General features: G+C 42.3%; 23 protein-coding genes and 1 other annotated feature. Of the genes, 3 read left to right on the top strand and 20 right to left on the bottom strand.

Annotation, left to right across the window (positions count from 1 at the left end; all coding sequences use genetic code 11):
• Positions 1-162 precede the first annotated feature (162 nt).
• The 5 genes from J7E37_RS14690 to J7E37_RS14670 all read right to left on the bottom strand — a co-directional run bounded on the left by J7E37_RS14690 (position 163) and on the right by J7E37_RS14670 (position 5,980).
• The gene (locus J7E37_RS14690; RefSeq protein ID WP_214776572.1) at positions 163-1,104 is read right to left on the bottom strand and encodes an ABC transporter ATP-binding protein; all 942 of its coding nucleotides are present in this window, start codon (positions 1,102-1,104) and stop codon (positions 163-165) included.
• Between the two features lie 21 nt (positions 1,105-1,125).
• Positions 1,126-2,160: an ABC transporter ATP-binding protein gene (locus tag J7E37_RS14685; protein WP_214776573.1), complete on the bottom strand. Its 1,035-nt coding sequence runs from the start codon at positions 2,158-2,160 to the stop codon at positions 1,126-1,128.
• Between the two features lie 18 nt (positions 2,161-2,178).
• Positions 2,179-3,207, bottom strand: a complete 1,029-nt coding sequence (opp3C, locus tag J7E37_RS14680) for an oligopeptide ABC transporter permease (protein ID WP_214776574.1) — start codon at positions 3,205-3,207, stop codon at positions 2,179-2,181.
• Positions 3,207-4,136: an oligopeptide ABC transporter permease gene (gene opp3b, locus J7E37_RS14675; protein WP_214776575.1), complete on the bottom strand. Its 930-nt coding sequence runs from the start codon at positions 4,134-4,136 to the stop codon at positions 3,207-3,209. The genes opp3C and opp3b overlap by 1 nt, the downstream gene beginning before the upstream one ends.
• 140 nt (positions 4,137-4,276) lie before the next feature.
• Positions 4,277-5,980, bottom strand: coding sequence for a peptide ABC transporter substrate-binding protein (locus J7E37_RS14670; protein WP_214776576.1), 1,704 nt, complete (start codon positions 5,978-5,980; stop codon positions 4,277-4,279).
• Between the two features lie 272 nt (positions 5,981-6,252).
• Here J7E37_RS14670 and J7E37_RS14665 point away from each other — a divergent pair, with 272 nt between their 5' ends.
• Positions 6,253-6,618, top strand: a complete 366-nt coding sequence (locus J7E37_RS14665; protein ID WP_214776577.1) for a DUF3899 domain-containing protein — start codon at positions 6,253-6,255, stop codon at positions 6,616-6,618.
• Between the two features lie 61 nt (positions 6,619-6,679).
• Positions 6,680-6,906 (top strand) — a binding site (T-box leader).
• A gap of 104 nt (positions 6,907-7,010) precedes the next feature.
• Positions 7,011-8,003 carry a tryptophan--tRNA ligase gene (trpS, locus tag J7E37_RS14660; protein ID WP_215024799.1) on the top strand — a complete coding sequence of 331 codons (993 nt, stop codon included), beginning with the start codon at positions 7,011-7,013 and terminating at the stop codon, positions 8,001-8,003.
• A 52-nt stretch (positions 8,004-8,055) separates the two neighbouring features.
• On the opposite strand, the gene J7E37_RS14655 is transcribed toward trpS, so the two are convergent.
• Positions 8,056-8,802, bottom strand: a complete 747-nt coding sequence (locus J7E37_RS14655) for a YjbA family protein (RefSeq protein WP_192472274.1) — start codon at positions 8,800-8,802, stop codon at positions 8,056-8,058.
• Positions 8,803-8,883: 81 nt separating this feature from the next.
• Positions 8,884-9,099, bottom strand: coding sequence for a YuzI family membrane protein (locus J7E37_RS14650; RefSeq protein ID WP_214776578.1), 216 nt, complete (start codon positions 9,097-9,099; stop codon positions 8,884-8,886).
• A gap of 333 nt (positions 9,100-9,432) precedes the next feature.
• Between J7E37_RS14650 and J7E37_RS14645 the strand changes: the two genes are divergently transcribed.
• Entirely contained in the window at positions 9,433-10,413 is a 981-nt protein-coding gene (locus J7E37_RS14645; protein WP_214776579.1) for a nuclease-related domain-containing protein, read from the top strand.
• A gap of 36 nt (positions 10,414-10,449) precedes the next feature.
• On the opposite strand, the gene opp4C (J7E37_RS14640) is transcribed toward J7E37_RS14645, so the two are convergent.
• The 13 genes from opp4C (J7E37_RS14640) to J7E37_RS14580 all read right to left on the bottom strand — a co-directional run bounded on the left by opp4C (J7E37_RS14640) (position 10,450) and on the right by J7E37_RS14580 (position 26,270).
• A complete protein-coding gene (gene opp4C / locus J7E37_RS14640; RefSeq protein ID WP_214776580.1) occupies positions 10,450-11,358 on the bottom strand; it encodes an oligopeptide ABC transporter permease in 909 nt (302 codons plus the stop codon).
• An 11-nt stretch (positions 11,359-11,369) separates the two neighbouring features.
• A complete protein-coding gene (gene opp4B, locus J7E37_RS14635; protein ID WP_214776581.1) occupies positions 11,370-12,335 on the bottom strand; it encodes an oligopeptide ABC transporter permease in 966 nt (321 codons plus the stop codon).
• Positions 12,336-12,372: 37 nt separating this feature from the next.
• On the bottom strand, positions 12,373-14,094 hold the full coding sequence (opp4A, locus tag J7E37_RS14630) for an oligopeptide ABC transporter substrate-binding protein (RefSeq protein ID WP_214776582.1): 1,722 nt from the start codon (positions 14,092-14,094) through the stop codon (positions 12,373-12,375).
• Between the two features lie 47 nt (positions 14,095-14,141).
• On the bottom strand, positions 14,142-15,128 hold the full coding sequence (locus J7E37_RS14625; RefSeq protein ID WP_214776583.1) for an ABC transporter ATP-binding protein: 987 nt from the start codon (positions 15,126-15,128) through the stop codon (positions 14,142-14,144).
• Positions 15,128-16,150 (bottom strand): ABC transporter ATP-binding protein, encoded by a 1,023-nt coding sequence (locus J7E37_RS14620; RefSeq protein WP_192472267.1) that lies wholly within the window; start codon positions 16,148-16,150, stop codon positions 15,128-15,130. Before J7E37_RS14620 ends, J7E37_RS14625 begins: the two co-directional genes overlap by 1 nt.
• Positions 16,151-16,328: 178 nt before the next feature.
• The gene (locus J7E37_RS14615; protein ID WP_353050025.1) at positions 16,329-17,111 is read right to left on the bottom strand and encodes a DUF2268 domain-containing putative Zn-dependent protease; all 783 of its coding nucleotides are present in this window, start codon (positions 17,109-17,111) and stop codon (positions 16,329-16,331) included.
• 225 nt (positions 17,112-17,336) lie between these two features.
• Positions 17,337-18,176, bottom strand: a complete 840-nt coding sequence (gene opp4C, locus J7E37_RS14610; protein WP_251009690.1) for an oligopeptide ABC transporter permease — start codon at positions 18,174-18,176, stop codon at positions 17,337-17,339.
• A gap of 87 nt (positions 18,177-18,263) precedes the next feature.
• On the bottom strand, positions 18,264-19,214 hold the full coding sequence (locus J7E37_RS14605) for an ABC transporter permease (protein WP_214776585.1): 951 nt from the start codon (positions 19,212-19,214) through the stop codon (positions 18,264-18,266).
• A 76-nt stretch (positions 19,215-19,290) separates the two neighbouring features.
• Positions 19,291-20,943 carry a peptide-binding protein gene (locus tag J7E37_RS14600; RefSeq protein WP_214776586.1) on the bottom strand — a complete coding sequence of 551 codons (1,653 nt, stop codon included), beginning with the start codon at positions 20,941-20,943 and terminating at the stop codon, positions 19,291-19,293.
• A gap of 84 nt (positions 20,944-21,027) precedes the next feature.
• A complete protein-coding gene (locus J7E37_RS14595; protein ID WP_214776587.1) occupies positions 21,028-22,050 on the bottom strand; it encodes an ABC transporter ATP-binding protein in 1,023 nt (340 codons plus the stop codon).
• Positions 22,047-23,030 (bottom strand): ABC transporter ATP-binding protein, encoded by a 984-nt coding sequence (locus J7E37_RS14590; protein ID WP_214776588.1) that lies wholly within the window; start codon positions 23,028-23,030, stop codon positions 22,047-22,049. Before J7E37_RS14590 ends, J7E37_RS14595 begins: the two co-directional genes overlap by 4 nt.
• Positions 23,031-23,526: 496 nt before the next feature.
• Positions 23,527-24,768 carry a beta-ketoacyl-ACP synthase II gene (gene fabF, locus J7E37_RS14585; protein WP_215024796.1) on the bottom strand — a complete coding sequence of 414 codons (1,242 nt, stop codon included), beginning with the start codon at positions 24,766-24,768 and terminating at the stop codon, positions 23,527-23,529.
• Positions 24,769-25,337: 569 nt separating this feature from the next.
• Positions 25,338-26,270 (bottom strand): beta-ketoacyl-ACP synthase III, encoded by a 933-nt coding sequence (locus J7E37_RS14580; protein ID WP_214776589.1) that lies wholly within the window; start codon positions 26,268-26,270, stop codon positions 25,338-25,340.
• Between the last annotated feature and the right edge of the window lie 89 nt (positions 26,271-26,359).

Here is a 26,359-nt window from a genome sequence, read left to right as displayed (position 1 = left end):
TACCTCACTCAAAATAACCGCTATCTTTATAATATGTTTCTATAAGTCTATTTTACCCACTTTCGACACATTTAGATATTATAGTTTAATATTTTTATTTGGAATTTATTACCGGCCCTTTTGAAATCAAAAAAACGATCTCAAAATAAGAGATCGTTTAGTTTATTTGACATATTGCTGCTGATATTGCTTCAGTTCCTTTTCTGAGCAATAGACATAGTGCCCCGGAACGACTTCGCGCATCTTCACTTCTTCTCCATCTGCATACTGATGTACATTTGAATCATATGTTTTGCGTCGGCGTGTACGCTCAGATTCTGGGTCTGGAAGCGGGATTGCAGAAAGCAATGATTGTGTGTATGGGTGAAGCGGGTTTTTGTATAGCTCTTCAGCTGTAGTTAACTCCACCAGCTTACCAAAGTACATTACACCAATGCGATCGCTGATATATTTTACCATAGAAAGGTCATGTGCGATAAACAAGTATGTTAAACCTTTTTCACGCTGAAGTTTCTTCATCAGGTTGACAACTTGTGCCTGGATGGAAACGTCAAGAGCGGAAATTGGTTCGTCTGCGATAATAAATTCCGGCTGCACGGCAAGGGCACGCGCAATCCCGATCCGCTGCCTTTGTCCACCTGAAAACTCATGTGGATAACGGTTGGCGTGTTCTCTGTTTAAGCCAACTGTTTCAAGCAGTTCATATACCATTTCCATTCTTTCTTGTTTGCTCTTCGCAAGGCCGTGAATATCAATACCCTCGGCAATTACATCGGAAACCTTCATCCTTGGGTTCAAGGAAGCATAAGGATCCTGGAATATCATTTGCATACTTCTGTTGAATCTTTTTAAATCTTTTTTGCTCTTCTTGCCGTGTACGTTTTCTCCCTTGTAAAGGACATCTCCATCTGTCGCTTCATAAAGCCTGATGATTGTTCGGCCCGTCGTGGACTTGCCACATCCTGACTCTCCAACCAATCCAAGAGTTTCTCCTTTAAAGATATCAAAAGTAATTCCATCGATAGCTCTTACTTCATTTGGTTGACCCATATTGAAGTACTGCTTTAGATTCTTTATTTCAAGAAGCTTTTCTCTATTTTCCATCAGCCAGTCCTCCTCCTACAGTTATTTAGCGCCCATGAATTTACGCATTCTGCTCTTCACAGCTTCCGGTGGTTCTACCTTAGGAGCATCTGGATGCAACAGCCATGTAGCAGCATAATGTGTGTCAGACACTTTAAACATTGGAGGCTGTTCTTCTAGGTCGATTTGCATTGCATATTCATTACGAGGCGCAAAAGCATCACCTTTTGGCGGATACAATAAGTTTGGCGGTGTACCAGGGATCGCATAAAGTTCTTCTTCTTTAGCATCAAGGCTTGGCATAGAGCTGATCAATCCCCAAGTGTATGGATGCTGCGGATTGTAGAAGACTTCATCCACTGTACCGATTTCGACAATTTTCCCACCGTACATGACTGCCACTCTGTCAGCAACGTTCGCTACAACACCAAGGTCATGGGTAATGAAAATGATGGAAGTGTCGATTTTTTGCTGCAAATCTTTCATCAGTTCCAAAATCTGCGCCTGGATTGTTACATCCAACGCTGTTGTCGGCTCATCGGCAATTAGAACCTTTGGATTACATGCCAAAGCAATCGCGATAACAACCCTCTGCCTCATGCCGCCTGAGAATTGATGCGGGTATTGTTTGATACGTAATTCAGGTTTCGGGATACCTACCAGCTTCAACAGCTGAACCGCACGCTCTTTCGCCGCTGATTTACTCATATTTTGGTGCTTGATCAAAGGTTCCATGATCTGCATTCCAACATTCATAGTTGGATTTAAAGAGGTCATTGGATCCTGGAAAATCATCGAGATATCCTGTCCACGGATTTTCTGCATTTGCTTGTCTGTCAATTTAGTTAAGTCTTTGCCTTCGAACAAGATTTCTCCTTCCGTAATCTCTGAATTGGATGGAGGCAGCAACCTCATGATTGCTTTTGTCGTTACTGATTTACCTGATCCCGACTCACCAACTATTGCAAGGGTTTCTCCCTTTTTCAGTTCAAAGTTTACACCGCGGATCGCTTTCACTTCGCCCGCGAATGTATGGAAGGATATATTTAAATCCTTAACTTCTAGAATATTTTCCATAATACATTCACCTGCCCCTTAATCGCGCATTTTCGGATCAAGCGCATCGCGCAATCCGTCTGCCAGCATATTGAACGTAATCATGATGATACTGATGATAACAGCTGGAATTATCATCTCATGTGGGTGTAACCTTAGCACTTTAAAACCTTCATCAATCAATGTACCGAGTGATGCATAAGGATCCTGAAGACCAAGTCCGATAAAGCTCAGGAATGCTTCAAAGAATACCGCATTTGGAATCGTGAACATTGTATTGATAATAATAACACCAGCAAGGTTTGGCAATAAGTGTTTAGAGATGATTTTGCCATCACTGTTCCCGAGAGTTTTAGAAGCAAGTACAAACTCCTGTTCCTTAAGCTTAAGCGTCTGGGCACGTACAACACGGGCCATACCTACCCAACCTGTTATGGTCAGTGCAACGGTAATGGAAATAATACCTGGCTGCAATACAAGGATCATCAAGATAACGACAATCATTAGCGGGATACCAACAAGCACTTCAGTGATCCTTTGCATGACATTATCCAGTCGTCCGCCATAGTAACCCGAAATGGCACCATAAGCAACACCAATGATCATATCAATAACCGCGGCCAAAAACGCAATATACAGAGAAATTTGCGTACCTTTCCACACACGAGTAAATAAGTCACGTCCTAAAGCATCCGTACCAAACCAGTAGTATTCATCGACTTTTTTGACTTCATACATATTGATTTCTTTGCCGGCTTTATTTGTCTTTACACCGTCAAATGGCAGCCAGCTAATATGTTCTAGCCCCTGGATTTTGGGAGGTAAATTATTATGAGAAACATTTTGTTTATCAAACTCTTTGCCGCTGATTAATGGACCAACGAATGCCAATAGGATAACTATTGCCATTACAATTAAGCTTACAAGCGCACCTTTATTTTTGCGTACACGCATCCAAGCATCCTGCCAGAAGGTTAAGCTTGGCTTGTTAATTTCCTCGCTTTTGGCCGAATCGATATCTGCCGGCCTAAAACGATCTTTTGGAATGTTTGATTCAAAGTCAGCCATTACTTATTACCTCCAGACAGCCTGATGCGTGGATCGATGATACCGTAAAGAATATCCACAACAAGGATGATAACTACAAATAATGCAGCAAATAAAATGGTTGTTCCCATGATAACAGGGTAATCATTTACTGTAATAGATTTTACGAACTGTTCACCAAGACCAGGAATCGCAAAAATCTTTTCGATTACAAGGGAACCAGTCATCAATGAAATTGCCAAAGGTCCTAAAACCGTTACCAACGGAATTAACGCGTTTCTTAAAGCATGCTTAAACGCAATCTCAAAGAAACTCGCACCTTTAGCTTTTGCCAGCATGATATAGTCTGACCCTAACACTTCAATCATTTCAGTTCTCATGAAACGGGCAGCAATCGCAATTGGCAACATGGAAAGAGCGATGGTCGGCAGGATTGTATACTCAAATCCTCGCCAGAAGAGTACAGGGAACCAGCCTAATTTAACACCCACAAAGTATTGCAGTAATCCTGCAAATACGAAGTTAGGAATAGACTTACCCAAAACTGCGATAAAAGTAGAACTATAATCGACCCAAGTATTCTGTCTTATTGCCGCGAAGATCCCAAGGACAATCCCTACAATTGTACCAAAGAGCATAGCCTGGGCACCTAACTGCATAGATGGTCCTAAGCGTTTGAACATCAGGTCAGTTACCGGTGTATTGTTAAACTGAAACGAAATACCCAGATCGCCTTGAAGCAAGTTTCCAATATACTTAGCGTACTGCACAGGTACCGGCTGGTCGAGACCGTACTTTGCCTTCATGATTTCCATTTGTGCAGGACCCAATTTATTCGCACTTGCAAATGGCGTACCAGGAATGATTTTCATTAAGAAGAATGTAAGGGACGCAATAATGAAAAGAGTCAAAAACATATAAAGTACCCTTTTTAACAGGTATTTTGCCATATGGGTGCACCTCCTGTATAATTTCAATTTTCCCTATTGTTCGACAAATCGTTTACAGGGAAAAAGAGAGTATATCTAGATATACTCTCTTTCTATCCTCAGAATTATTACATTCTGAAATAAGAAACTTTTTTAAGTTTTTATTCTTCGCCTTCGATTGTTACCCACTGGAATGAGTAGTCAGGACCGTAGTTGTAGATCGCAAGACCTTTAACATTCGGGTTAAGAAGGATGTTAGCTGCACGCTGGTAAACAGGTGCTAGACCAGCATCTTCTTCAAGCATGATTCTTTCAGCTTCCTGCTGTGCTTCCCACTGAGCTTTCTCATCAGTAGCAAGTTCACCTTGAGCATCTTTGATCAGCTTATCATATTTCGGGTTAGAGTAACCCATTCTGTTGCTTCCGCCATCAGTGATCCAAAGGTCAGTGAACGACAATGCGTTACCGTAGTCTGGTCCCCATCCTGCGAATTGAAGATCGTAATCCATAGCGTTGTCACGCTCTAGACGTACTGCGAAAGGAACGCTCTCAAGCTTGATTGTCAAGCCAGGAAGGTTTGTTTCTAACTGGTTCTTGATGTAAGCATCAGTTTTCTTAGCTGCTTCAGTGTCTCCACCAAGGTAGCGAAGTTCTAACTTATCTACGCCAAGTTCCTTAAGACCAGCTTCCCAATGTTTCTTAGCTTCTTCAGCGTTGAAAGTGATTAGGTCGCCATGCTTTTCACGGAAATCTTCACCATCAAGTGTTACGAAATCTTTTGGTACAAAGTAGTTAGCAGCAACTGAACCGTTGTTCAGGATGCTCTTAGCAAGGTCTTCTTTGTTGAAGCCCATTGCGATTGCTTTACGGATATTTACGTTAGCAAGTGCTTCGTTCTTCTGGTTCATTTTGATCCAGAATACTACAGCTTCCATCCAGCTAAGCATGCGCTCATCGCCTTCATATGAAGGAACGATATCAGAAGAAAGCAATCCAGTCATATCTGTTTCGCCAGCTTCAAATGCGTTTACAGCAGAGTTAGAATCTTTTACTACGTTTACAGTGATCTTTTCAAGTTTAACTTGATCAGCGTTGTGGTAATTAGGGTTCTTAGCCAGTACCCACTCAGTAGCGTCAGTACCTTCCCAAGTTTCCATTACGAATGGACCGTTGTAAAGTAAGTTTTCAGCATTACTTGCGAAAGCCTCGCCTTTCTCTTCAACAAACTTCTGGTTTTGCGGATAGAATGTTGGGAAAGCGAAAAGGTCTTGCCAGTAAGCGATTGGCTTTTCAAGAGTTACTTCCAAAGTCTTGTCGTCAAGTGCTTTAACGCCAAGTTCAGTTACATCATAAGCCTCTTTCTTAGATCCGGCTTCAGTGATTTTCTCAGCGTTCTTGATCTTGCCGCCCATCATGTAAGGACCATATGGAGATGCAGTCGCTGGGTCGATAGCGCGCTGCCAAGCATACACGAAGTCGTGAGCTGTTACAGGCTCGCCGTTAGACCATTTTGAGTCGATTAGTTTGAAAGTGTAGACAAGGTTGTCATCACTGATTTCAGGCTCGCCGTCCGAAAGTGCAGGAACTGGCTTGTGGTCCTGGTCAAGGCGGTAAAGACCTTCACCTACGTTGTTTATGTAAGTGAAACTTGTAGAACCTTCAGCAAGGACTGTGTCCATTGTTGGGATTTCGGAAGAATCCAACATTCTTAATTCTTGTGGTACATTAGGTGTGTCTTCGCCTGATTTTGCATCATCTTCAGGCTTTTCTTCTCCAGCATTGTTTTCGCCGCCGTTACATGCAGACAGGATTAACGAGAATACTAGAGTCAAAATCAATAGAAATGAAAATTTTGACTTTTTCAAGGATATGCCCCCTCTTTTTTAATGTTTTCTGAAAACTTTTTACATTCCCTATTATACATAGATTGAATTAAATGTTCAATATTTTTGCGCGAAAAATTTACAACTTTGAAACAATAGTAATAAATTCCCTGCTTGATTTGTGTTATAATAGTGACTTATAAGCCTTTCTGGAGTAAATATAGGGCGTATCTTATTGTAATATTTGATTTATTCGGAAGAATTATTCAAGAAATTACTTTTATGAAATAACAATATAAGGGAGAATTTAAAAAATGCGTAATAGATTTGGGAAAATTTTTTCTAGTTTTATTGTTACACAGCTATTGATTTTGATTCTTGCGCTTGTCTATCAGCAGAGCATTACATTGCTCAGTTATATAAATTTCTCTTTTTATGTTGCTAGCGTTCTCCTGTTTACTTCTCTTATAGTCTTTACGATTAATTCTGGTTTTTTTGACGCAATTTCTTATTCTTTCCGGTCTGTTTTTGCTGGTAAGGAAGATGGAGACAAGAAAAAGTCGTTTGATGAGATGACACCTTTATCAGAACTGGTCACTTTCAATGCTAACCCGTTACTAATGGTTGGATTGCTGGATTTTATCCTGATGCTTGCTGCACTGTTCATTTATTATCTGTAAAATTGCACCTGAACCCTTGCTTCTCATGGAGGTTTTGATTATAATCATTTCTAATAAATCATAAAAAGCAATGATGAAGAGTAGTACATCTGTTCAAGGCTTTCAGAGAGTTTGTGGTTGGTGGAAACAAACAGCCTGGCAAATGGAATGGACTTTTGAGCTTCTGGGTTGAACTTTAGTAAACTCAGACGTATCCTGCGTTAAAGGTATCCATGCTTCACTGAGGCATGGGCAGAGTGACTCATTCGTGAGTAATTAGGGTGGCAACACGGACCATTCGTCCCTAGAAGTTAGGGACGAATGGTCTTTTTTGTGTTCTTTTTCCTCTGTTTGCGGCAATACCAACTGAATTCAGACAAAAGAATACAATATATATTTCATAGGAGGAATTTATTATGGAGACTATATTTTCTGGCATCCAGCCGAGCGGTACGATCACACTTGGCAACTATATCGGTGCAATGAAACAATTCACAGAGCTGCAGGAACAATATAATTGTTACTTCTGTATCGTTGACCAGCATGCGATAACCGTGCCGCAGGACCGTTTGCAGCTTCGCAAAAATATAAAGAGCCTCGCAGCATTGTACATCGCTTCAGGAATTGACCCTGAGAAAGTAACTTTATTCATTCAGTCGGAAGTTCCGGCACATGCTCAGGCAGGATGGATGATGCAATGTGTTGCTTATATAGGCGAGCTTGAAAGGATGACTCAATTCAAGGATAAATCGACCGGGAAAGAAGCTGTCTCAGCCGGTCTTTTAACCTATCCTCCGCTTATGGCTGCCGATATCCTTCTATATAATACGAATCTCGTGCCAGTCGGAGAAGACCAAAAGCAGCATCTAGAGTTGACAAGGGATCTTGCTGAACGTTTCAACAAGAAATACAATGACATTTTTACAATTCCGGAAGTACGAATAGCTAAAGTCGGTGCAAGAGTCATGTCCTTACAGGATCCATTGAAGAAAATGAGCAAATCAGATCCTAACAGTAAGGCTTTCATCTCTATGCTTGATGAACCAAAGCTAATTGAAAAGAAAATCAAGAGCGCTGTAACTGACTCTGAGGGTATTGTAAAATATGATAAAGAAAACAAACCAGGCATTTCCAATCTCTTGTCCATCTACTCTATTTTAACCGGCAAGGCGATTGCTGAAATTGAAAAGGAATATGAGGGTAAAGGATACGGTGATTTCAAAGGTGACCTTGCAAAGGGTGTTGTCAATGTCATTGAACCAATCCAGAAAAAATACTATGAGCTGATTGATTCAGAGGAACTGGATGAAATTCTTGATCGCGGAGCTGAAAAAGCAAACTTTGTTGCAAATAAAATGCTTAAGAAAATGGAGAATGCGATGGGCCTTGGGCGCAAGCGGAAATAAACCAAGAAAGGAGCTGACACTGTGTCAGCTCCTTTTATTTCAATAAGGCTAATTAATTTACTTTTGGGCCGTGCTCCATTTCCCAAAGTTTTTCGAAAAAGGCCTGTCCCTTGATTATATTTTCGCAAAATTTCTGGTGCTTAGGTGACCATCCAAACTTTGTTTCTTCATACAACTGCTCCCACACCTCTTCAAATGAGAGACGTTGAATTTCTTCATATAGTTCAGGTTTCCATTCAGTGAACCAATATCGGACTTCAGCTACATTTTTTGAAGAATTCAGCTGATCCATGGCCATGAACAATAATTGCTTCAACTGTCTTTCCTTACGGGTCAATCCTCTCATTAAATCTGGAGAAGGTGATAAGATATGGAAATCCTTTAAGGCACTTTGGTCATTGAATCCATATTGGATCGTATCCTGATTTTCAATCATTTCGTACACCAGCTGTTCCTGACGCGGGATAAGCCGGCTCTTTCGGATCGGGATATTATAGCCGATTGTGTCAACTGCCAGGATTCCAGTACCATCCGATACGACGAAGCAATAATCAAGCTGTGTGCGTTCATGATTTTTCCTCAAATACGCCTTTCGGTAAATGTCATCCAGAAGCTGTTGAGGCAACTCAGATAAATCATTTTCAATGTAATTAAATAACAGATGATCAATTTTCAGAAGCGGCACCTGGTCAAGCAGTTCAACACCATCATCCTTCCGCCACTCGTGGAAATGGCAGACATTATAGCCATTCTCTTCCCCTTCGAACCAGTTTACCCAGACATCATGAAGATACAACATGATTTTTAACCCCTCACTTCAAGAAACTGTTTGTCCATCAGTATGGGCAGCACTAAGTAAAAATATTCCTTAAAAGGAAGATCAATTTATATCGCTGTTATGCGGCCAATAAATACTTAACCAGATGATCCCCATTCCCGCTGGCAGCAAGTAGCATTCCACTCTCCGGGAGATAAAGGATAAATACTCGTCCAAACCGTGCCCGGCTGTAATCATATTCAAATACGCGATTGTGCTGATCCCCCCTGATACAGCCAGACTAAAACCAATCGTCAAAACAAACATTCTAAAAATCATAAGATTGACTCTCTTTACAACAGGAAATTACTTCACACACTTACCTCACCCCGGCCTGTCCATTTTTATTATATATATATGAAGGAAGTTGGTGAGGAAGTACTGAAAGGTGTTTATTTATGACATTTAGGAATATATTCATTTTTTACGGAAGGTATCCACTTGTTTTTAGGAATAAAACCAGATTTTAAGGAATATCCTGACCTAATTCAGGAATATATCAGGATTTTAAGGAATATATCCTTTTTGTCACTAATTCTTCACACTCAACGAGAGGAGTTTACAGTATTTTAAAGAATTCTCTCCTATAAACCATCAAAAGGAGAGATGATTTTGTTTTATAAAGACAGGGACATACCTTATAAATTGAAAGCAGAAGAGGCATTAATCCGCCGACTCGATGTAAATCATCCGAAACTGCCCTTAATAGAAGAAGAATATCGAAAAAAACTTGCAGGATTAAGAGGTGAAAAAGAACTGGAATACCACTTATCGTTTCTTAAAGATAATAACTATCTGATTATTAATGATCTCCGGTTACAGCATGGTGTCCACTTCTTTCAAATCGACTCCCTCCTGCTCTCCCCCAGCGTTTCTTTCATTATTGATTCCAAGAATATTGCCGGAACAATTGTCTTTGACCATGAATTCAATCAGTGCATTCGGATTTTCAACGAAAAAGAAGAAGGCATCCGTGATCCCTTCACCCAAGTTCAAAGACATGTCAGGCTATTGTCACAATGGCTTGATGATCATAACCTACCCTCATTAAACCTCGAGTACCTTATTGCTATATCAAGACCTTCAACCATTATAAAATCAAAAGGAAATAACTCTTACAATAACTTCCGAGTTGTACAAGCTGGCCATCTAATAGCGAGGATTATCGACTTAGAAAAACGTTATCTAAAAGAGATAACTACAATAAAGGAGACTAAAAGAATAGCTAAACAGCTGGTAAAATATCATGTACCCTTTAAGCCCAATATATTTGATACCTATTCCATTCATCCTGATGATGTGAGAAAAGGAGTCCAATGTCCGGAATGCAAGGCTATATCTATGCACAAAATTCATGGAAGCTGGTATTGCCCTGTATGCCAAACTTCATCTAAAACAGCCCACATCCTCGCATTAAGTGATTATTACTTCCTCTATGGCAACACCATTACGCTCAGTCAATTTTCCGATTTTTTATTAATACCAATATCAAAACGGAAGTCCGCCTCTTCTTTCCTGATTTCACTCAGTCTGCCCTGCGCAGGCTCTAAAAAGGGGCGGGTCTATGACCTCACCCCTCTGATTGAAAAATAAGCAAAATAAAAAATCTACCTTTGTATGGTAGATTTTTTAACGGCGTGATCTTGGATTCAATGCATCTTTTAGACCTTCACCAACGAAGTTGATCGACAAAATCGTGAGTGTAATGGCAAGTGCAGGTGGAATCCAGATCCACTGCTTTCCTTGTAATACGTCTGGTTCATTTGCGAATGCAAGCATGTTACCCCAGCTTGGAATTTCAGAAGGAACACCGAAGCCCAAGAAGCTTAATCCAGTCTCTGCGACAATCATGGAAGCGAACAAGATCGTTGCTTGTACGATGATTGTTGAAAGGACATTTGGAAGTAAATGCTTTGTGATTACTTTGAATGGTGAACATCCGATTGAGATGGCAGCAAGAATGTATTCATTCTCCTTTTCCGCCAAAATCTTGCTTCGGACAATCCTCGCTACCCCGCCCCAGCTCAGCAAGCTGATAACCATGATCAGGATGACAAGACCATTGATTTTACCATGGAAAATTGTAGCCAATACGATAACGAAAACCAGGAATGGGAAGTTCAGGACGAAATCAGTGAAGCGCATAAGCATGCTGTCAACGATACCGCCGAAATATCCTGCGATTGAACCTACAATCGTTCCAAAAATGATTACGAATAATGTACAGCTTATTCCGACTAAGAGTGATACCCTTCCGCCGTATAACAATCTGGTGAAAACGTCACGCCCATTTTTGTCCGTTCCCAGCCAATGCTCTGCAGATGGCTTTAAGGACATTGAGCCAATGTTGATTTTTGTTATATCTGTTGTTGTAATGTATGGAGCCAGGAAAGAGACAATCATTACGAAAACCAAGAAGATCAAGCTTGTCATCGCCAACTTGTTTTTCACAAATTTTCTTCTAGCGATGGCCCAAGGAGACATGCCTTTTTCCGGCTTCAGGTTAATCTGTGTATTATTTGCTGTAGAAACTTCCATAGCCATCCTCCTTAATCAAGCCTGATCCTTGGATCAACGATTCCATATAAAATATCTGCAACAAGGTTTCCAAACAGTGTCAAGAATGAGAACATCATTGTCAATGTCATAAGGACTGGATAGTCTCTTTGGCTGACAGAGTTCAAGAATAATTGACCGATACCAGGATAAGTGAAGATTGTTTCGGTGATAATTGCGCCACCGACCAATGCAACGATATCAAATCCAAGGAATGTAATCAGCGGGATGATTGAATTACGTAAGATGTGCTGATTGTAAATCTTTTTTTCAGGTGTGCCTTTAGCACGTGCCGTCCTTACAAAATCTTTACGGCTGTTTTCTATAATGTCATTACGCAGGAATTGCGTATAGCTTGCAGTACTTAATAAACCTAATACAAGTGCTGGTAAGAAAACATGATGAATTCGGCTTAACCAATATGCAGCTGTACCTTCGGTGGTAGAGATATCCACAGAACCGTTCGAAGGGAACCAGCCTAAATTAAATGAGAAGAAATAGATGGCGAACACCCCTGCAACAAATGAAGGGAGGGCCAATCCAATATAGTTAGCGGTACCTATGAAGTTATCACCAATTGTATATGGCTTCCTTCCGGCATAAATACCCATGATAAACGCTAAAACATAAGTTATTAAAATACTTGAAAAGCCTAGAAATATCGTATTTGGCAGACGTTCGCCAATGATTTCACTTGCCGGGATTTTATAACGGGTTGATTTTCCGAAGTCTCCCTGCATGAAATTTGTGATCCATGTGAAATATTGAATGTGGACTGGGTCATTATAACCGAGCTTCTCGCGCATCTCCTCTATGTATGCCGGATCCGTATTGTTTGGATCGATCTCCCCACTGAGTGAGTCCCCTGGCATAAGTTTCGCCAGGGAAAACACTACAATAGAGATAAGGAAAAGCATAGGAATCATGCCGAGTATGCGTCGTAAACTGTATTTAAGCATATGCATTCTCCTTAACTGAATAGGTGGTACTTAATGATTATTGCTTGATCCACCATTCATGAGGTGAGTTAGAACCAGAAACGTCGTACTTGACGCCTTGAACGCGCTTAGCAACAGCCATAACTTCTTCTAGTTCAAGGATTGGAAGTGATGGTACTTCTTCGTTGAAAATCTTCTGCCAGTCAGCATACAATTGTGCACGCTTTTCAGTGTCAGTTCCAACTACTTCTAGATCAACAGCATCTTCAAGAAGCTTTTGAGCATCTTCATTTACCCAACGTGGGTAGTTCCATACAGATTCAATACCCCAAAGTGGAAGTGGATCCGGATCTGCACCAGTTCCCCATCCGCCATAGAATACTTCTAGAGCAGGGTCATCTTTTTCAAGCTGATCATAGTAAAGGTTAACATCGGTCATTTGAAGCTCAGACTTCAAACCAACTTCTTCCCAATACTGAGTCATAGCTTTTGCACGTGCTTCGAAAGTTGGGTTTCCAGTTGCATAGTGAGAGAACTTAACAGTGAACTTTTCACCCTTTGGATCTTCACGGAATCCATCTCCGTCTTTATCAACATATCCAGCTTTGTCAAGGATTTCTTTCGCTTTTTCTGGGTTGTATTCATATTGGATTGGCATATCTTCATTAGGTGCAGCAATCCAGTGTGAAGATGGGATAGGACGGTTAAGCGGCTTTCCTAATCCACTGAAGAACGCATCTACCCACTCTTCGCGGTTGATTGCGAAAAGCATAGCTTGGCGCAATTCTTTGCTTTGATACTTATCTTTGTCCATTACGTTTTTCTTGCCATCGTATTTACCAAGTTTGAAACCGATATAGTAGTAAGATAAGCCAGGGTATTTTACTACTTCAACATTATCAAGAGCTTCTACTTCCGGAAGAACTGTTGGATGGAATGGAGTCATGTCAAGAGTTCCATTCTTAAGTTCTCCAGTAGTAAGTGAAGAATCGATAACTTTAACAACGATCTTGTCTAAGTGCGGAGCACCTTTCCAGTAGTTTTCGTTTTTAACTAGTTCTACTGATTCACCAGGGATAACCTTTGCAACTTTGAATGGACCAGTTCCGACAGGCTTAGTGCGGACCTGCTCAGAAGCAGCCATATCCTTAGGATCGATTCCTTCGAATTCCTTGCGAGAAAGCGGGTAAGCCCAAACATTCTCAAGGTTGTTTACGCGAGCTTTGTCAAAAGTGATTTTCAAAGTATAATCATCAACTACTTCAAGACCGGCAATTTTGTCAGACTTTCCTTCGTTGAAATCCTTTGCACCTTCGATTGTGTTAACGTTAGACCAGCGCTGGTGTTCTCCACCAAGTGTAGCGATTGTTTCAAGAGCGAATACCCAGTCATGAACTGTCAATTCTTCTCCATTGTGCCATTTTACGCCTTTTTGAAATGTGAAAGTGAAAACTTTGTTGTCTTCAGTTTCCCAGCTTGCAATGTTTGGTTCTGCTTTCAAGTTTTCATCATAACTAATCAACTCATCGTCGAAGAATGCGATGATGTCATCGTCTCCGTCAGCATCGTAAAAGTTCCAGTTCAAAAGGCCTTTGAACTCAGAGCTTAAAGCGTAAGTCAATGTACCGCCATCCTGCGGTCCTGTTTCTTCTGCTGCGTTGTCTTTGTCGTCCTTTTTTGGATCAGCTGTTGTCTTCTCTTTTTCTCCCCCGCTGCACGCAGCAAGGAATGTTGATAAAACCAATACTAGCATAGCTAGCCAAAGCAATGGTTTCTTCATGGTTTTCCCCCCGTTTTTCAATGTATTTGTTTGCAAAAATTATTGCCCTAGTAAAGGTGGCAAGCAACTCGGTGTCCTGGCTTCACCTCCTTTAAAGCTGGCTTTACTTGGGAACACTCTGCCATCGCAGCTGGGCAGCGCGGATGGAATGGGCAGCCTGTTGGAGGGTTCAATGGACTTGGCACGTCTCCTTCAAGTACAATCCTTTCCTTCTTCCTGCGCGGATCCGGCATTGGAATGGCTGAAATCAAAGCCTGGGTATATGGGTGGAGCGGCTCAGCATACATGCTGTTGCGGTCGGCAATTTCAACCATATTGCCGAGATACATTACGCCGATCCGGTCACTCATATGCTTAACGACACTAAGGTCATGAGCGATAAATAAGAATGTCAAGTCAAATTCCTTCTGAAGTTCTTTCAATAGATTGAGAACCTGGGATTGCACGGATACGTCAAGGGCAGATACCGGCTCATCAGCGATGATCAGCTTTGGTCTCAGCGCCAGCGCCCTGGCAATGCCGATCCTTTGTCTCTGCCCGCCTGAAAATTCATGGGCATATTTGTAGTAAGCATCTTCAGGAAGTCCAACTCTTGTTAATAAATCCATGACTTCATCTTTCAAGTCTTTCAAACTTGCATTCTTGAAATTCCGGATTGGTTCAGAAACAATGTCACCAACCATTTGCATCGGGTTAAGTGAAGCGTAAGGATCCTGGAAGACCATCTGGATATCCTGGCGGATCGCCTGAAGTGTCTTGCCTCTTAATTTTGTGATGTCCTTGCCTTCAAAAATGATTTCCCCATCTGTCGCATTCAACAATCTGATAATGGTTCTTCCTGTTGTTGATTTGCCGCAGCCCGATTCCCCAACGAGACCCAATGTTTCACCCTTTTTAATTTCGAATGAGACATCATCGACAGCCTTGACATTGCCAATTGTGCGGCGGAAAAATCCGCCTTTTACAGGATAATAGGTTTTCAGATTATTGATTTCCAGCAAATTCTCTTTTTCTGTTAATGTTGTATTGCTCATTATGCCTTAACTCCTTCTTTTGGCATACTTGCTTCATATAGAATGCACGCCACTTCATGTCCTTGCTCGATTTCTCCAAGCTGTGGAGTGATACTTGTACACTCTGGCATTGCTTTCGGACAACGGTTTGCGAATCGGCAGCCAGTTGCAGGCATATTCTTTAGCGACGGGACGATTCCCTTGATTGAGCTTAGTTCTTCTTTGTCCTCATCCATTTTAGGGATGGCACCCATCATCAATTCTGTGTATGGATGCTTCGGGTTATAAAAAAGTGTGTCAACGTCAGCACGTTCAACAATCCGGCCTGCATACATTACGATGACTTCATCACACATTTCTGCAACAACGCCAAGGTCATGGGTGATCATGATGACCGACATATCATTAACTTCCTGGATACTCTTGAGCAATTCGAGAATCTGGGCTTGGACTGTCACGTCCAATGCTGTTGTAGGCTCGTCCGCAATCAGAAGCTTTGGCTGGTTGGCAATGGCCATCGCAATCATGACCCTCTGCCTCATACCTCCGGATAACTGGTGTGGATACTCATCTACGATTTTCTCAGGACGGGAAATGCCCACGCTTTTCAATAGCGCGATACTCTTCTGCCTTGCTTCTGCTTTTGAGATTTTTGTATGGTTGAACAATACTTCCTGCAGTTGGAATCCTATAGTAAAAACCGGATTCATCGATGTCATGGGTTCCTGGAAGATCATTGAGATATCCCGCCCGCGGATTTTGTTCATTTCCTTTTCGGATAACTGTTCGAGATGAACTCCTTCGAAAACAATCTCGCCGCCTCGAATCTTTCCAACCCCTTTTGGCAGGAGCTGCATGACCGATAGGCTCATAACCGATTTCCCGCACCCTGATTCGCCAACAACCCCGACAATCTGCCTTGGTTTGACAGCAAAACTCACCTTGTCTACAGCGTTATAAAATTCACCATCAATATTAAAAGCTGTTTCAAGGTTCTTGACCTCAAGCAAAGGTGCTTCATTATGTATTGAATAGTTGCTCATTTGGACACCTTCTCACATTTTAAATAATAAAATATTCTGCAAATTCGATATATTTTAATAAAATGTTATTACAGATTTATTACATTTGCAATACTTTTTTTTCAATTGGGAAATTTATAATTTTTTAGAAATAGTAAAAAAACCCGAGGATACTGGGTTTTTTAGGTTTTTAAAATTTTTAAAAATTTAGTAACTTTGTAAATTCACAGGAAGGAATCTTAAATGATGCTTTTTCAGTAAAATTTCTATTTTGCTTAAATTGTTTTACTATCTCATAGCCCATAGCGTAGCCCAGAAGCCTTGGTTTTCCGGCTAAACCAAACAAAATTTCATCATGCTGACGATCTTCTCTCGTAATTAGAAGCTTGTTTTCCACTTCTTTTTTCCAATAGTCAGCCAAAATTTTTGTCGAATATCGTCTGCTCCATTCCCCCGTATAATTTTCACCGCAATTTTCGGCAACTGCATGCTCAGCGAGGCCCTCTAAAATAATTGAATCCAGGAGAGTATATTCCTCAGGTTTTTTCTTTTGTGCCTGCATCCTGCATACATGGTGGTATTCATGCACGAACAATGCTTCCAGCTCTTTCTCGTCATCGACCGGAGTCAGGAAGATGAACATTTTATCGATGAAGGAAACGCCTGATTTCCCTTTCCCTTCCTTCATTAACCTCGCGTTCGATTGATCCATCGGAAAAATGAAGATTGGAATGTCCGGTCCATTCCATTTCTTTTTGTATTTATTAAAGAGTTCCTCTGTCCGTTTCCAGTACCCTTCTCTTTTCAACTTTTCGAAAACCCTTTTGTTTCGTCGGTCCGGCTTGTACATGCCAAAGTTCTTTAAATAGGAATAGATTTTTTGGGGATTATCGGCTTCCTGAAAATGTCCAAGCAGGTTTTCACACACTTTCTTTGTATTGGCAAAATCAGTTCCAAGCCACTTATCTGTCCTGACGATCACATTGCATTCCCTCCACTGGCTTACCCTTTTACAGCCATTTTATGTTATTAACAGCCAATGGTTCGAAGGGATCCTTCACATGGAGAAAATTTCCCAACATGAACAAAAAACGGAATCCACAACGGAAACATTTTATAATTCCCTGGACAAAGACTAAAAGCCAGAGAGGTCTCTGGCTTTTCACAGTTACTATATGTTTTCCTAATCCCAACTTAAGATCAAATTTTACTCGTTAATCTTCGGATCGAGCGCATCCCTCAGTCCATCGCCGACAAAGTTGAAACAAATAACGGTCAGGAGGATCATCAATCCCGGAGCCAGCGGATACCACCAGGATTTCAAAAGAATCGTGAAATTCTGTGCGTCCTGCAGCATATTGCCCCAGCTGGCGTGGGGCGGCTGTATTCCCAGACCCAAATAACTCAATCCTGATTCTGCCAGGATCACATAGCCTACTGCCAGCGTGGCCGATACGATGATCGGTCCCATGGCATTGGGCAGGATATGAGAGAAAATGATTGTTGGTGTTTTTGTACCAATCGTTTTGGATGCCAGGACAAACTCTCTCGACCTTAATGAGAGGAACTCACCTCTGACAAGTCGTGCAGTAGTTGTCCAACCCAACAGCGCGAAGATTAAAATCAGCTTATCCACTCCCGGCTTGAAAATCGTAACCAGCGTAATCAATAAGAAGATGGATGGGATTGACAGGATGATATCGACAAATCTCATGATGATCGCATCAACAATCCCGCCAACATAGCCAGCGACAGCTCCAAGGAAGGTGCCTATAGTAATAGACCCAAGAACCGATGCGAATCCGACCAAAAGCGAAATTCTTGCTCCATATAAAAGTCTTGAAAACACATCCCTTCCAAACCTGTCTGTGCCAAGCCAATGCTCACTGTTCGGCGGCTGCAATTTTAAAAGCAGATTCTGCTTGGAAGGTGAGTACGGGGCAATCATTGGCGCTAACAGAGCAGCAGTTATGATGATGATCAGAAAAATGCCGCCAAAAACAGCAAGTTTATTTTTCACGAATTTCCTGACTATGATTCCAAGCATTGTGTCATGCGAGGTGTTAACACCATGCAATTCCAGGCTGCCAGATTGATTTCCAGCTAGATTTGTTTTTGCCATGTTTACCTCCCCTTAATACTCGATCCTTGGATCAAAAATTGCGTACAGGATGTCTGCGATCAAATTACCGATCACGACGAATACCGCCGAAATGACAGTCAATCCCATCAGTACCGGATAATCCCGCTGGAACGCAGAATCTACGAATAACAAGCCAATTCCCGGCCAGGTAAAGATTTTTTCAACTATAACTGCTCCGCCAATGAAGGAAGGAATCATCAGACCAAAAATCGTGATGACTGGAATCAGTCCATTTCGAAGGCCGTGTTTATAGATGACTTTGTTCTCCTTGAATCCCTTCGCTCTAGCAGTCCTCATATAATCCTGCTTGATCACTTCCATCATGCTCGATCTTGTATACCTGGTCAGTCCTGCCATGTCCGCGGCCGCCAGAACAAATGCCGGCATGATTAAGTGATGGATTCTGTCCCAGAGACTGAACGGAGCATTCAGGGTTGCCACCCCACCTGTTGGGAACCAGTTATTCTGGACAGCAAAAACCATGATCAGAATCAAGCCAAGAAAGAAGTTTGGTGTTGCTACGCCTAGAAAAGATGTAACAGTTACTGTATAGTCAAGCTTCGAATACGGTCTTGTGGCCGAAATGATTCCAAAAGGAATGGAAATCAACAATGCCAGCAGAGTCGAAACGACCATCAATAAAATAGTATTCGGCATCCTGTTCATGATCATTTCCATTACAGGAACCCCTTTGCGGATCAATGAAGTACCAAAATCACCTTGAAGCATGGCTCCCAGCCATTTTAAATACTGGATATGAACAGGATCGTTAAGACCGTACCTTTCCATGAACCTGGCCTTGTCCTCAGGGCTGATCGTCGGATCCATCATCAAGCTGGCAGGATCCCCAGGCGCCAGCTTCATAATGGCAAAAGAGACGATGGTTATGCCCAGCAGCAAAGGAATGGCCATCAATATTCGGCGAATGATATAAGATAGCATGGCAATTCTCCTTTTAGTAATAAGAGATAATTAAACTTGAAAGGGAAGGGATTCTCCCTTCCCTCCCACCCTGATCCTATTGTTTCAGCCACCACTTGGAGATATCATAAAAATCATCCTTCGCGTGGAACACATAGCCTTCCAGATTAGCCGGCATGACCCTGTGAACATTTGGATAATACAGGAATGTGTATGGCTGGTCTTCTGCCAGCATCTTATAAATGTCGGCATATGCTGCTTTGTACTCATCCTGATCAAGGATCTGCTTCGCTTCTTCCATCAGCTTATCCGCTTCAGGATTCGAGTACCAGACGAAGTTCAAGCCTTCTTCCATCTGGCTTGTATGGAAAATATCATACTGATCCGGGAATGTTGACAAGCTCCATCCAAGGACAAGTGCGTCGTAATTCCAGTTTGGAGCCGAGATTTGCTCGATGAACGCGCTCCATTCAACGATTTCAGGCTTCGCTTCGATTCCGACTTCTTTCAATTGTTCCTGTAGTACGACGACAATGTCTTCCCTTACCTTGTTACCTTGGTTTGTTTTTACCGTGAAGGAGAATTTCTTGCCATCTTTGTCAAGGATTCCGTCACCATCTGAGTCCTTCCAGCCAGCTTCAGCCAGTAAAGATTTTGCTTTTTCAACATCAAATTCAAATTTAGGAACATCTTCATTGTATGCAAACGATAGTGGGCTTTCTGGAACATGCGCCACTTTTCCGTCTCCGTTCATGACAGAGCTGACGATTGCTTCCCTGTCAATAGCGTGAGTGATCGCCTGGCGGACTTTTTTGTCTTTGAACAGTTCGTTCTTTTGGTTGTATCCCAAATATGTGTATGAAAGACCAAGACCAGACTCCACTTTAACACCCGGGAATGACTTGACCGTTTCAATATCTGTACCTGGGACTCCAGCTGCAAAGTGGATATCACCTGCCTGGATTTGTGCAATCATGGCATCCATATCTGGAACGATCTTATACGTGAGTGTATCCAGGTATGGACGGCCTTTGAAGTAATCATCGAACGCTTCAACTTTTACATACTCTCCGTCTTTCCATTCAACGAATTTGAACGGACCAGTACCAATCGGGCTCTTAGTATTGAATTCATGCTCCCCGAGTTCAGCAACAGGGACATCCTTCAGGATATGCTCAGGCAGGATGTAGTAGCTTAATGATACTGGATAGAAGGAAGCATCCTTCTTGCTCAGCTTGAACTCGACAGTATAATCATCAACCTTTGAAACAGATTCCATTGCTTCGAAGGCAGATCCGCGCTCACCATTGTATTCAGGATTTTTCGGGATACTGAAGGTGAACACAACGTCGTCTGCAGTGAACTCTTCACCATCATGCCATTTGATGCCTTTTTTCAATTTCGCTGTAAAAGTCAGGCCATCTTCAGAAATATCAATAGACTCCGCCATGCTCATCGTCGGATTGAATTCAGTATCGGATGATACAAGACTGTCAAAAATGAACCCTTCAATGTCAGAGCTCGACGTATCAGTTGAGTAAAGCGGGTTGAAAACTGTTGGTGCACCAGTAGAACCAATGATCAAATCCCCGCCTTGCTGCGGACCCGAAGCCTGCTCTTCTTCTTTCTTGCCATCATCTCCAGGAGTTTCTTTTGGGTCCTCTGCATTATTTCCTGTACATGCTGTAAGGAAGATCGACAGGATCAGGGTAAGACTGATTAACAACCAGGAAGCTTTTCTTAATTTCACATTTTTTCCCCCTTAAATTTTTACTAGTTTTCAAGACAAGCAGAAAGGTGTTCCTATCTCCCCCCTTCAAATCCTGCAGCTGCCCTATGTATATAGATGGCAGGCAACAAAATGATTGTTCTTGACTTCTTTGAAGTCCGGGTTCACTTGTTTGCAAAGATCAAATGCGGCTGGACACCTTGTATGGAAGACACACCCTTTTGGCGGGTTAGCCGGGCTTGGCAGCTCTCCTTTTAAAATAATCCGCTCCCTCTTTATAACACCTTTTTTCCTGGGCACCGGCACAGCTGACAGCAGTGCCTGTGTATAGGGATGGAGCGGTTCTGCATATAGCTCTTTCTTTGAGGCAAGCTCCATCATTTTCCCAAGGTACATAACCCCTACCCTGTCGCTTATATGCCTGACAACACTTAGGTCATGGGATATGAAGATATAAGTAAGGCCGAATTCTTCCTGAAGGTCTTCCATCAAATTGATGATTTGTGCCTGAATGGAGACATCCAGTGCAGAAACTGCTTCATCAGCGATAATCAATTCCGGGTTCAACGCCAGTGTTCTGGCTATCCCGATCCTCTGCCTCTGTCCCCCCGAAAATTCGTGTGGATAACGGTTGATAAAGGAAGCATTAAGTCCTACCTTTTCCAATAAACCCTCAACATGTGCATCCCGTTCTTTGGCTTTATATATATGGTGGGTATCGAGTGGCTCCCTGATGATTGATCTCAACGTTTTCCTCGGATTGAGCGAAGCAAAGGGATCCTGGAAAATCATCTGGATATTTTTGCGCACATCCTTCCTCAAATCACTCTCTGCCAGTTGGGAGATATCCTGGCCATTGAAGATGATTTTTCCTTCAGTAGGTTCATAGAGTCGGATAATCGTTCTTCCGACAGTCGATTTGCCGCAGCCTGATTCTCCAACGATCCCTAATGTCTCTCCTTTATTCACCTTCAGATTTATTCCATCAACTGCCTTTATATGACCAACTGTCTTTTGCAGCAAACCAGCTTTGATAGGAAAGTGTTTCTTTAGGTCCTGTAATTCAAGCAAGGTTTCGGAGTTACTCTTTGATGTTTTATTTTCAAGAGATTCATTTGTTGAGATCATTTCTCCCCCTCCTTGCCATCGTGTAAAAAGCACCTTACAGACCTGGTACTGTACTTCCTCATAAGATTTGGCATTTCACTATAGCAACGGTCAAAAGCATGCGGGCAGCGTGGGGCAAAACGGCAGCCTTTTGGCAGGTTCTCGGGTGAAGGTACATTTCCTTCGATCGAGATAAGCCGCGCATGATCCTCGTCTATTGATGGAATTGAACCCATCAGACCATTTGTATAAGGATGGAGTGGGTTTTCAAACAGATCTTCCACCATTGCCTCTTCCACGACCTGGCCTGCATACATGACAACAACCCGGTCAGCGATATCAGAAACCACTCCTAGGTCATGTGTGATAATCAAGATGGAGGTATCGAATTTTGTGCTCAAATCCTTCATCAAGTCCAGGATTTGCGCCTGGATGGTCACGTCCAATGCTGTCGTTGGCTCATCCGCAATCAACAGCTTCGGATTACAGCTCATCGCCATCGCAATCATCACCCGCTGGCGCATGCCCCCCGAAAGCCGATGGGGATAATCATTGATGATTTCCTTTGCACGGGAAAAACCAACTAGTTCAAGCATCTCGATCGCCTTTTTCTTTGCCATCGCCTGATTCAACCCCTGATGATATGTCAGGACTTCGGTGATTTGCTCCCCGATGGTAAGCACAGGATTCAGTGATGTCATCGGCTCCTGGAAAATCATCGAAATGTCATTGCCGCGGATCCTGCACATTTCTTCCTCGCTGGCTTTAACAAGATCCCGTCCATCAAACTGGATCTGCCCGTCCACAATTTCCCCTGGCGGACTAGGAATCAATCGCATGATAGATAGAGAAGTGATACTTTTTCCAGACCCCGACTCCCCCACCAGTGCGACAGTTTCCCCTTTATTGATCACAAGGTCTACTCCGTCTACTGCTGGAATCACTGTTTTTTTCCTTTTAAAATAGGTTTTAAGATTCTTTAGTTCCAATAAGGCTGTCACGATTCTTGCACACCGCCTATCTAATGAAATTGATATAAAAAGAATTGACTTTCTGACCAGTTAAAGATTCTGATAATTATTAATTATTAGAGACGTAGTTCTTTTATTACACTTTCATTACTTTTTTTAAGACAATATTCCGTCGTTATTTTTTAAAAGCATGCTTTTTGAAGGAAAAATACTTTTTCAGGAAAATAGATTTAGGTATTTTTCAGTTAAGTTTGGGTGCTTAATTTTCTGTTTTTTCAGAGGCAAAGCTCGGGTAGCTAAAGAACAGGTAGTAGAGGGGAATTACTTTTATCGAAGTACTAGAGCGGGAGCATATTCGGACAATGCAGGGGCGTTCATTTTACCGGAATTCACAAACCAGCGGAAAAAACGGGGAATACACAACTTCATTTGCTCCGCACCAATGCCAAAACAAAATAAAAAGCAGAAACCCTCAACTAAACTGGGTTTCTGCTTCTATATGCGAGGGTCTCTCCCTCGTATTCCATTATCCTTCGTATTTTTTGAAAGCAATTGTCGCGTTGTGGCCGCCGAAGCCCAGTGAGTTGCTGATTGCAGCATTTACCTGATGCTTGCGAGCTGTGTTTGGCACATAGTCCAGGTCACATTCTGGGTCTGGTGTTTCCAAATTGATTGTTGGCGGCAAGATTCCTTCCTTCAAAGACAGGATCGTGAAGATGGCTTCAATCCCGCCTGCCGCTCCAAGCAAGTGGCCTGTCATTGATTTGGTTGAACTGACTGAAAGCTTGTAAGCATGCTCGCCAAATACTGATTTGATGGCCATTGTTTCATATTTATCATTATATTCAGTGCTTGTTCCGTGGGCGTTAATGTATCCTACTTCTTCTGGTGCAAGGCCTGCATCGTCAAGAGCCATTTTCATTGCTCTTGCTCCGCCTTCCCCTTCAGGAGCTGGAGCGGTAATGTGATAGGCATCGCCGGTAGCACCATAACCAACGATTTCAGCATAGATTTTTGCTCCACGGGCCAATGCGTGCTCCAGATCTTCAAGGACAACGATTCCCGCGCCCTCACCCATAACAAATCCATCACGATTTTTATCGAAAGGCCTGCTCGCTTTTTGCGGATCCTGATTGGTAGATAGCGCTGTATTTGCACAGAAGCCTGCGAAAGACATTTTTGTAATCGGCGCCTCTGCCCCTCCAGTAACCATTACGTCAGCGTCGCCGCGCTGGATGACCTTGAAGGCATCCCCGATTGAGTTAGTTCCAGTCGCACATGCTGTGACAGTACAAGAGTTAAAGCCTCTCGCACCAAGTGTGATCGATACCTGTCCAGTTGCCATATCAGGAATCATCATCGGCACGAAGAAAGGGCTGACCCTGCGATATCCTCTGTTCATGAACGTTTCGTGCTGCTGTTCGAATGTCTCCATTCCGCCGATACCAGATCCAATCCATACACCGACTCGCGGAGCATTTTCATCCGTGATTTCAAGTCCTGAATCCTTCACAGCCATCAATGATGCAGCAACCGCATAATGAGTGAAGCGGTCCATCTTCCTTGCATCTTTCCGGTCAATAAAGTTCTCAACATTGAATTCCTTAACCTCTGCTGCAACCTTTGCAGGGAAATCATCGGCATTCAGTCTCGTAACAGGGCCTATTCCCGATACACCTTCAAGTATATTATTCCAGGTAGTTCCCGCGTCATTTCCAAGAGGCGTAACAGCCCCGATACCAGTAACAACGACTCTGCGTTTCTCCATCATTATTGCATCTCCTTTATCTATACCGTATTTAATATAAGACTGTTTTCGGGTATTAAGTTTGCATGCTCTTTTTTCATAAAGGCTGTTTTCGTAAGGCTGTTTTCGTAAAGATTGTTGTTAAAATCCTAAAGCCGATTTTAACGTGTAAAAAAGCCGTTTTGTAGTTCGGAATTAAGTGTGCAAGCTCTTTTCTCATAATTAGCTTTAATTTTTGTGAAGAAACATGGGCCATTCAATCCTAGTTTGTAATCAATAGCAACAAAGTTTGAGAAAAGAGCCTTTCGTAAAGATTGTTGTTAAAATCCTAAAGCCGATTTTAACGTAATAGTAGGCCATTTTGTTGGTCGGTATTAAGTTTGCATGCTCTTTTCTCACAAAAGAATCAACTTTACAAAGAAAAATAGGTCATTCAATCCTATTTTGCAGTCAATAGCAACAAAGTTTGAGAAAAGAGCCTTCATAAAAGAACCAACTTTACAAAGAAAAATAGGTCATTCACTCCTATTTTGCAGTCAGTAGCAACAAAGTTTGAGAAAAGAGCCTAATATAAAGTTCTTCTATTCCGTTTATAGACCCCAGCGCATGGCAAGGGCGCCCCATGTCAACCCGCCGCCAAAGCCAACCATTACCACTACATCGCCGTCCTTGATTTTCCCTGCTTCCAATTCTTCAAAAAGGGAGATCGGAATTGACGCGGCTGATGTATTTCCGTATTTATGGACGGTCTTTGACATTTTTTCTACGGGGAGCTCAAGTCGCTGGCGGGCTGATTCCATAATCCTGATATTTGCCTGATGAGGAATCAGGAAATCAACATCCTCTTTTGATAGTCCAGCTTTTTCAAGAACATTGATGCTGCTCTCACCCATTTGCCTAACCGCAAATTTGAACACTTCACGGCCATTCATCACAATATAATCATCCTGATACAGATGCTTTCCGCCGGAACCGTCAGAGCCCAACTCGAATGAAAGAACTCCTTTTCCGTCAGAAACAGGTCCCATGACAACCGCACCGGCTCCATCACCAAATAGCACGGCTGTGTTACGATCTTTCCAATCGGTTATCTTGGAAAGCTTTTCTACACCTACTATTAAAACATACTTATAAGTGCCAGCTTCAATAAATTGCTTTCCGGTAACCATTCCATACATAAATCCCGCGCACGCAGCACTCAGGTCCATCGCAGCCGCCTTTTTCGCTCCAAGCTGGTCCTGGAGCATGCACGAGACGGTAGGAAATGGCTGATCTGGAGTAACTGTCGCAACAAGAATCAAGTCGAGCTCTTCAGCTGAAATCCCAGCATTCCTGATTGCCTCCGCTGCAGCACGATAGGCTAAATCCGATGTATCCATATCGTCGCCTGCTATTCTTCTTTCTTCAATCCCTGTCCTGGTCCGGATCCACTCATCCGAAGTATCCATCCTCTTTTCCAAATCGAGATTTGTTACCACTTCCTCCGGCAAATACCGCCCAACCCCAATTATCCCTGCATTCATGGGATCCAACTCCTTTTATCTTGGATTCTGTCTATTTTCGCTAAAATTTTTATTATCAATTATTATGACTTGGTACTAATTTTACCAGA

The sequence above is a fragment of the Bacillus sp. ISL-39 genome, assembly GCF_018613295.1.
Classification (GTDB): Bacteria; Bacillota; Bacilli; order Bacillales; family Cytobacillaceae; genus Mesobacillus.
This window is presented reverse-complemented; position numbering and strand designations above follow the sequence as displayed.

What these genes read in the sequence shown, in the direction of transcription:
- J7E37_RS14690 (WP_214776572.1), bottom strand. Translation starts at nt 1,104, where the DNA reads ATGGAAAATAGAGAAAAGCTTCTTGAAATAAAGAATCTAAAGCAGTAC.
- J7E37_RS14685 (WP_214776573.1), bottom strand. Translation starts at nt 2,160, where the DNA reads ATGGAAAATATTCTAGAAGTTAAGGATTTAAATATATCCTTCCATACA.
- opp3C (WP_214776574.1), bottom strand. Translation starts at nt 3,207, where the DNA reads ATGGCTGACTTTGAATCAAACATTCCAAAAGATCGTTTTAGGCCGGCA.
- opp3b (WP_214776575.1), bottom strand. Translation starts at nt 4,136, where the DNA reads ATGGCAAAATACCTGTTAAAAAGGGTACTTTATATGTTTTTGACTCTT.
- J7E37_RS14665 (WP_214776577.1), top strand. Translation starts at nt 6,253, where the DNA reads ATGCGTAATAGATTTGGGAAAATTTTTTCTAGTTTTATTGTTACACAG.
- J7E37_RS14655 (WP_192472274.1), bottom strand. Translation starts at nt 8,802, where the DNA reads ATGTTGTATCTTCATGATGTCTGGGTAAACTGGTTCGAAGGGGAAGAG.
- J7E37_RS14650 (WP_214776578.1), bottom strand. Translation starts at nt 9,099, where the DNA reads ATGATTTTTAGAATGTTTGTTTTGACGATTGGTTTTAGTCTGGCTGTA.
- opp4C (WP_214776580.1), bottom strand. Translation starts at nt 11,358, where the DNA reads ATGGAAGTTTCTACAGCAAATAATACACAGATTAACCTGAAGCCGGAA.
- opp4B (WP_214776581.1), bottom strand. Translation starts at nt 12,335, where the DNA reads ATGCTTAAATACAGTTTACGACGCATACTCGGCATGATTCCTATGCTT.
- opp4A (WP_214776582.1), bottom strand. Translation starts at nt 14,094, where the DNA reads ATGAAGAAACCATTGCTTTGGCTAGCTATGCTAGTATTGGTTTTATCA.
- J7E37_RS14625 (WP_214776583.1), bottom strand. Translation starts at nt 15,128, where the DNA reads ATGAGCAATACAACATTAACAGAAAAAGAGAATTTGCTGGAAATCAAT.
- J7E37_RS14620 (WP_192472267.1), bottom strand. Translation starts at nt 16,150, where the DNA reads ATGAGCAACTATTCAATACATAATGAAGCACCTTTGCTTGAGGTCAAG.
- opp4C (WP_251009690.1), bottom strand. Translation starts at nt 18,176, where the DNA reads ATGCTTGGAATCATAGTCAGGAAATTCGTGAAAAATAAACTTGCTGTT.
- J7E37_RS14605 (WP_214776585.1), bottom strand. Translation starts at nt 19,214, where the DNA reads ATGCTATCTTATATCATTCGCCGAATATTGATGGCCATTCCTTTGCTG.
- J7E37_RS14595 (WP_214776587.1), bottom strand. Translation starts at nt 22,050, where the DNA reads ATGATCTCAACAAATGAATCTCTTGAAAATAAAACATCAAAGAGTAAC.
- fabF (WP_215024796.1), bottom strand. Translation starts at nt 24,768, where the DNA reads ATGGAGAAACGCAGAGTCGTTGTTACTGGTATCGGGGCTGTTACGCCT.
- J7E37_RS14580 (WP_214776589.1), bottom strand. Translation starts at nt 26,270, where the DNA reads ATGAATGCAGGGATAATTGGGGTTGGGCGGTATTTGCCGGAGGAAGTG.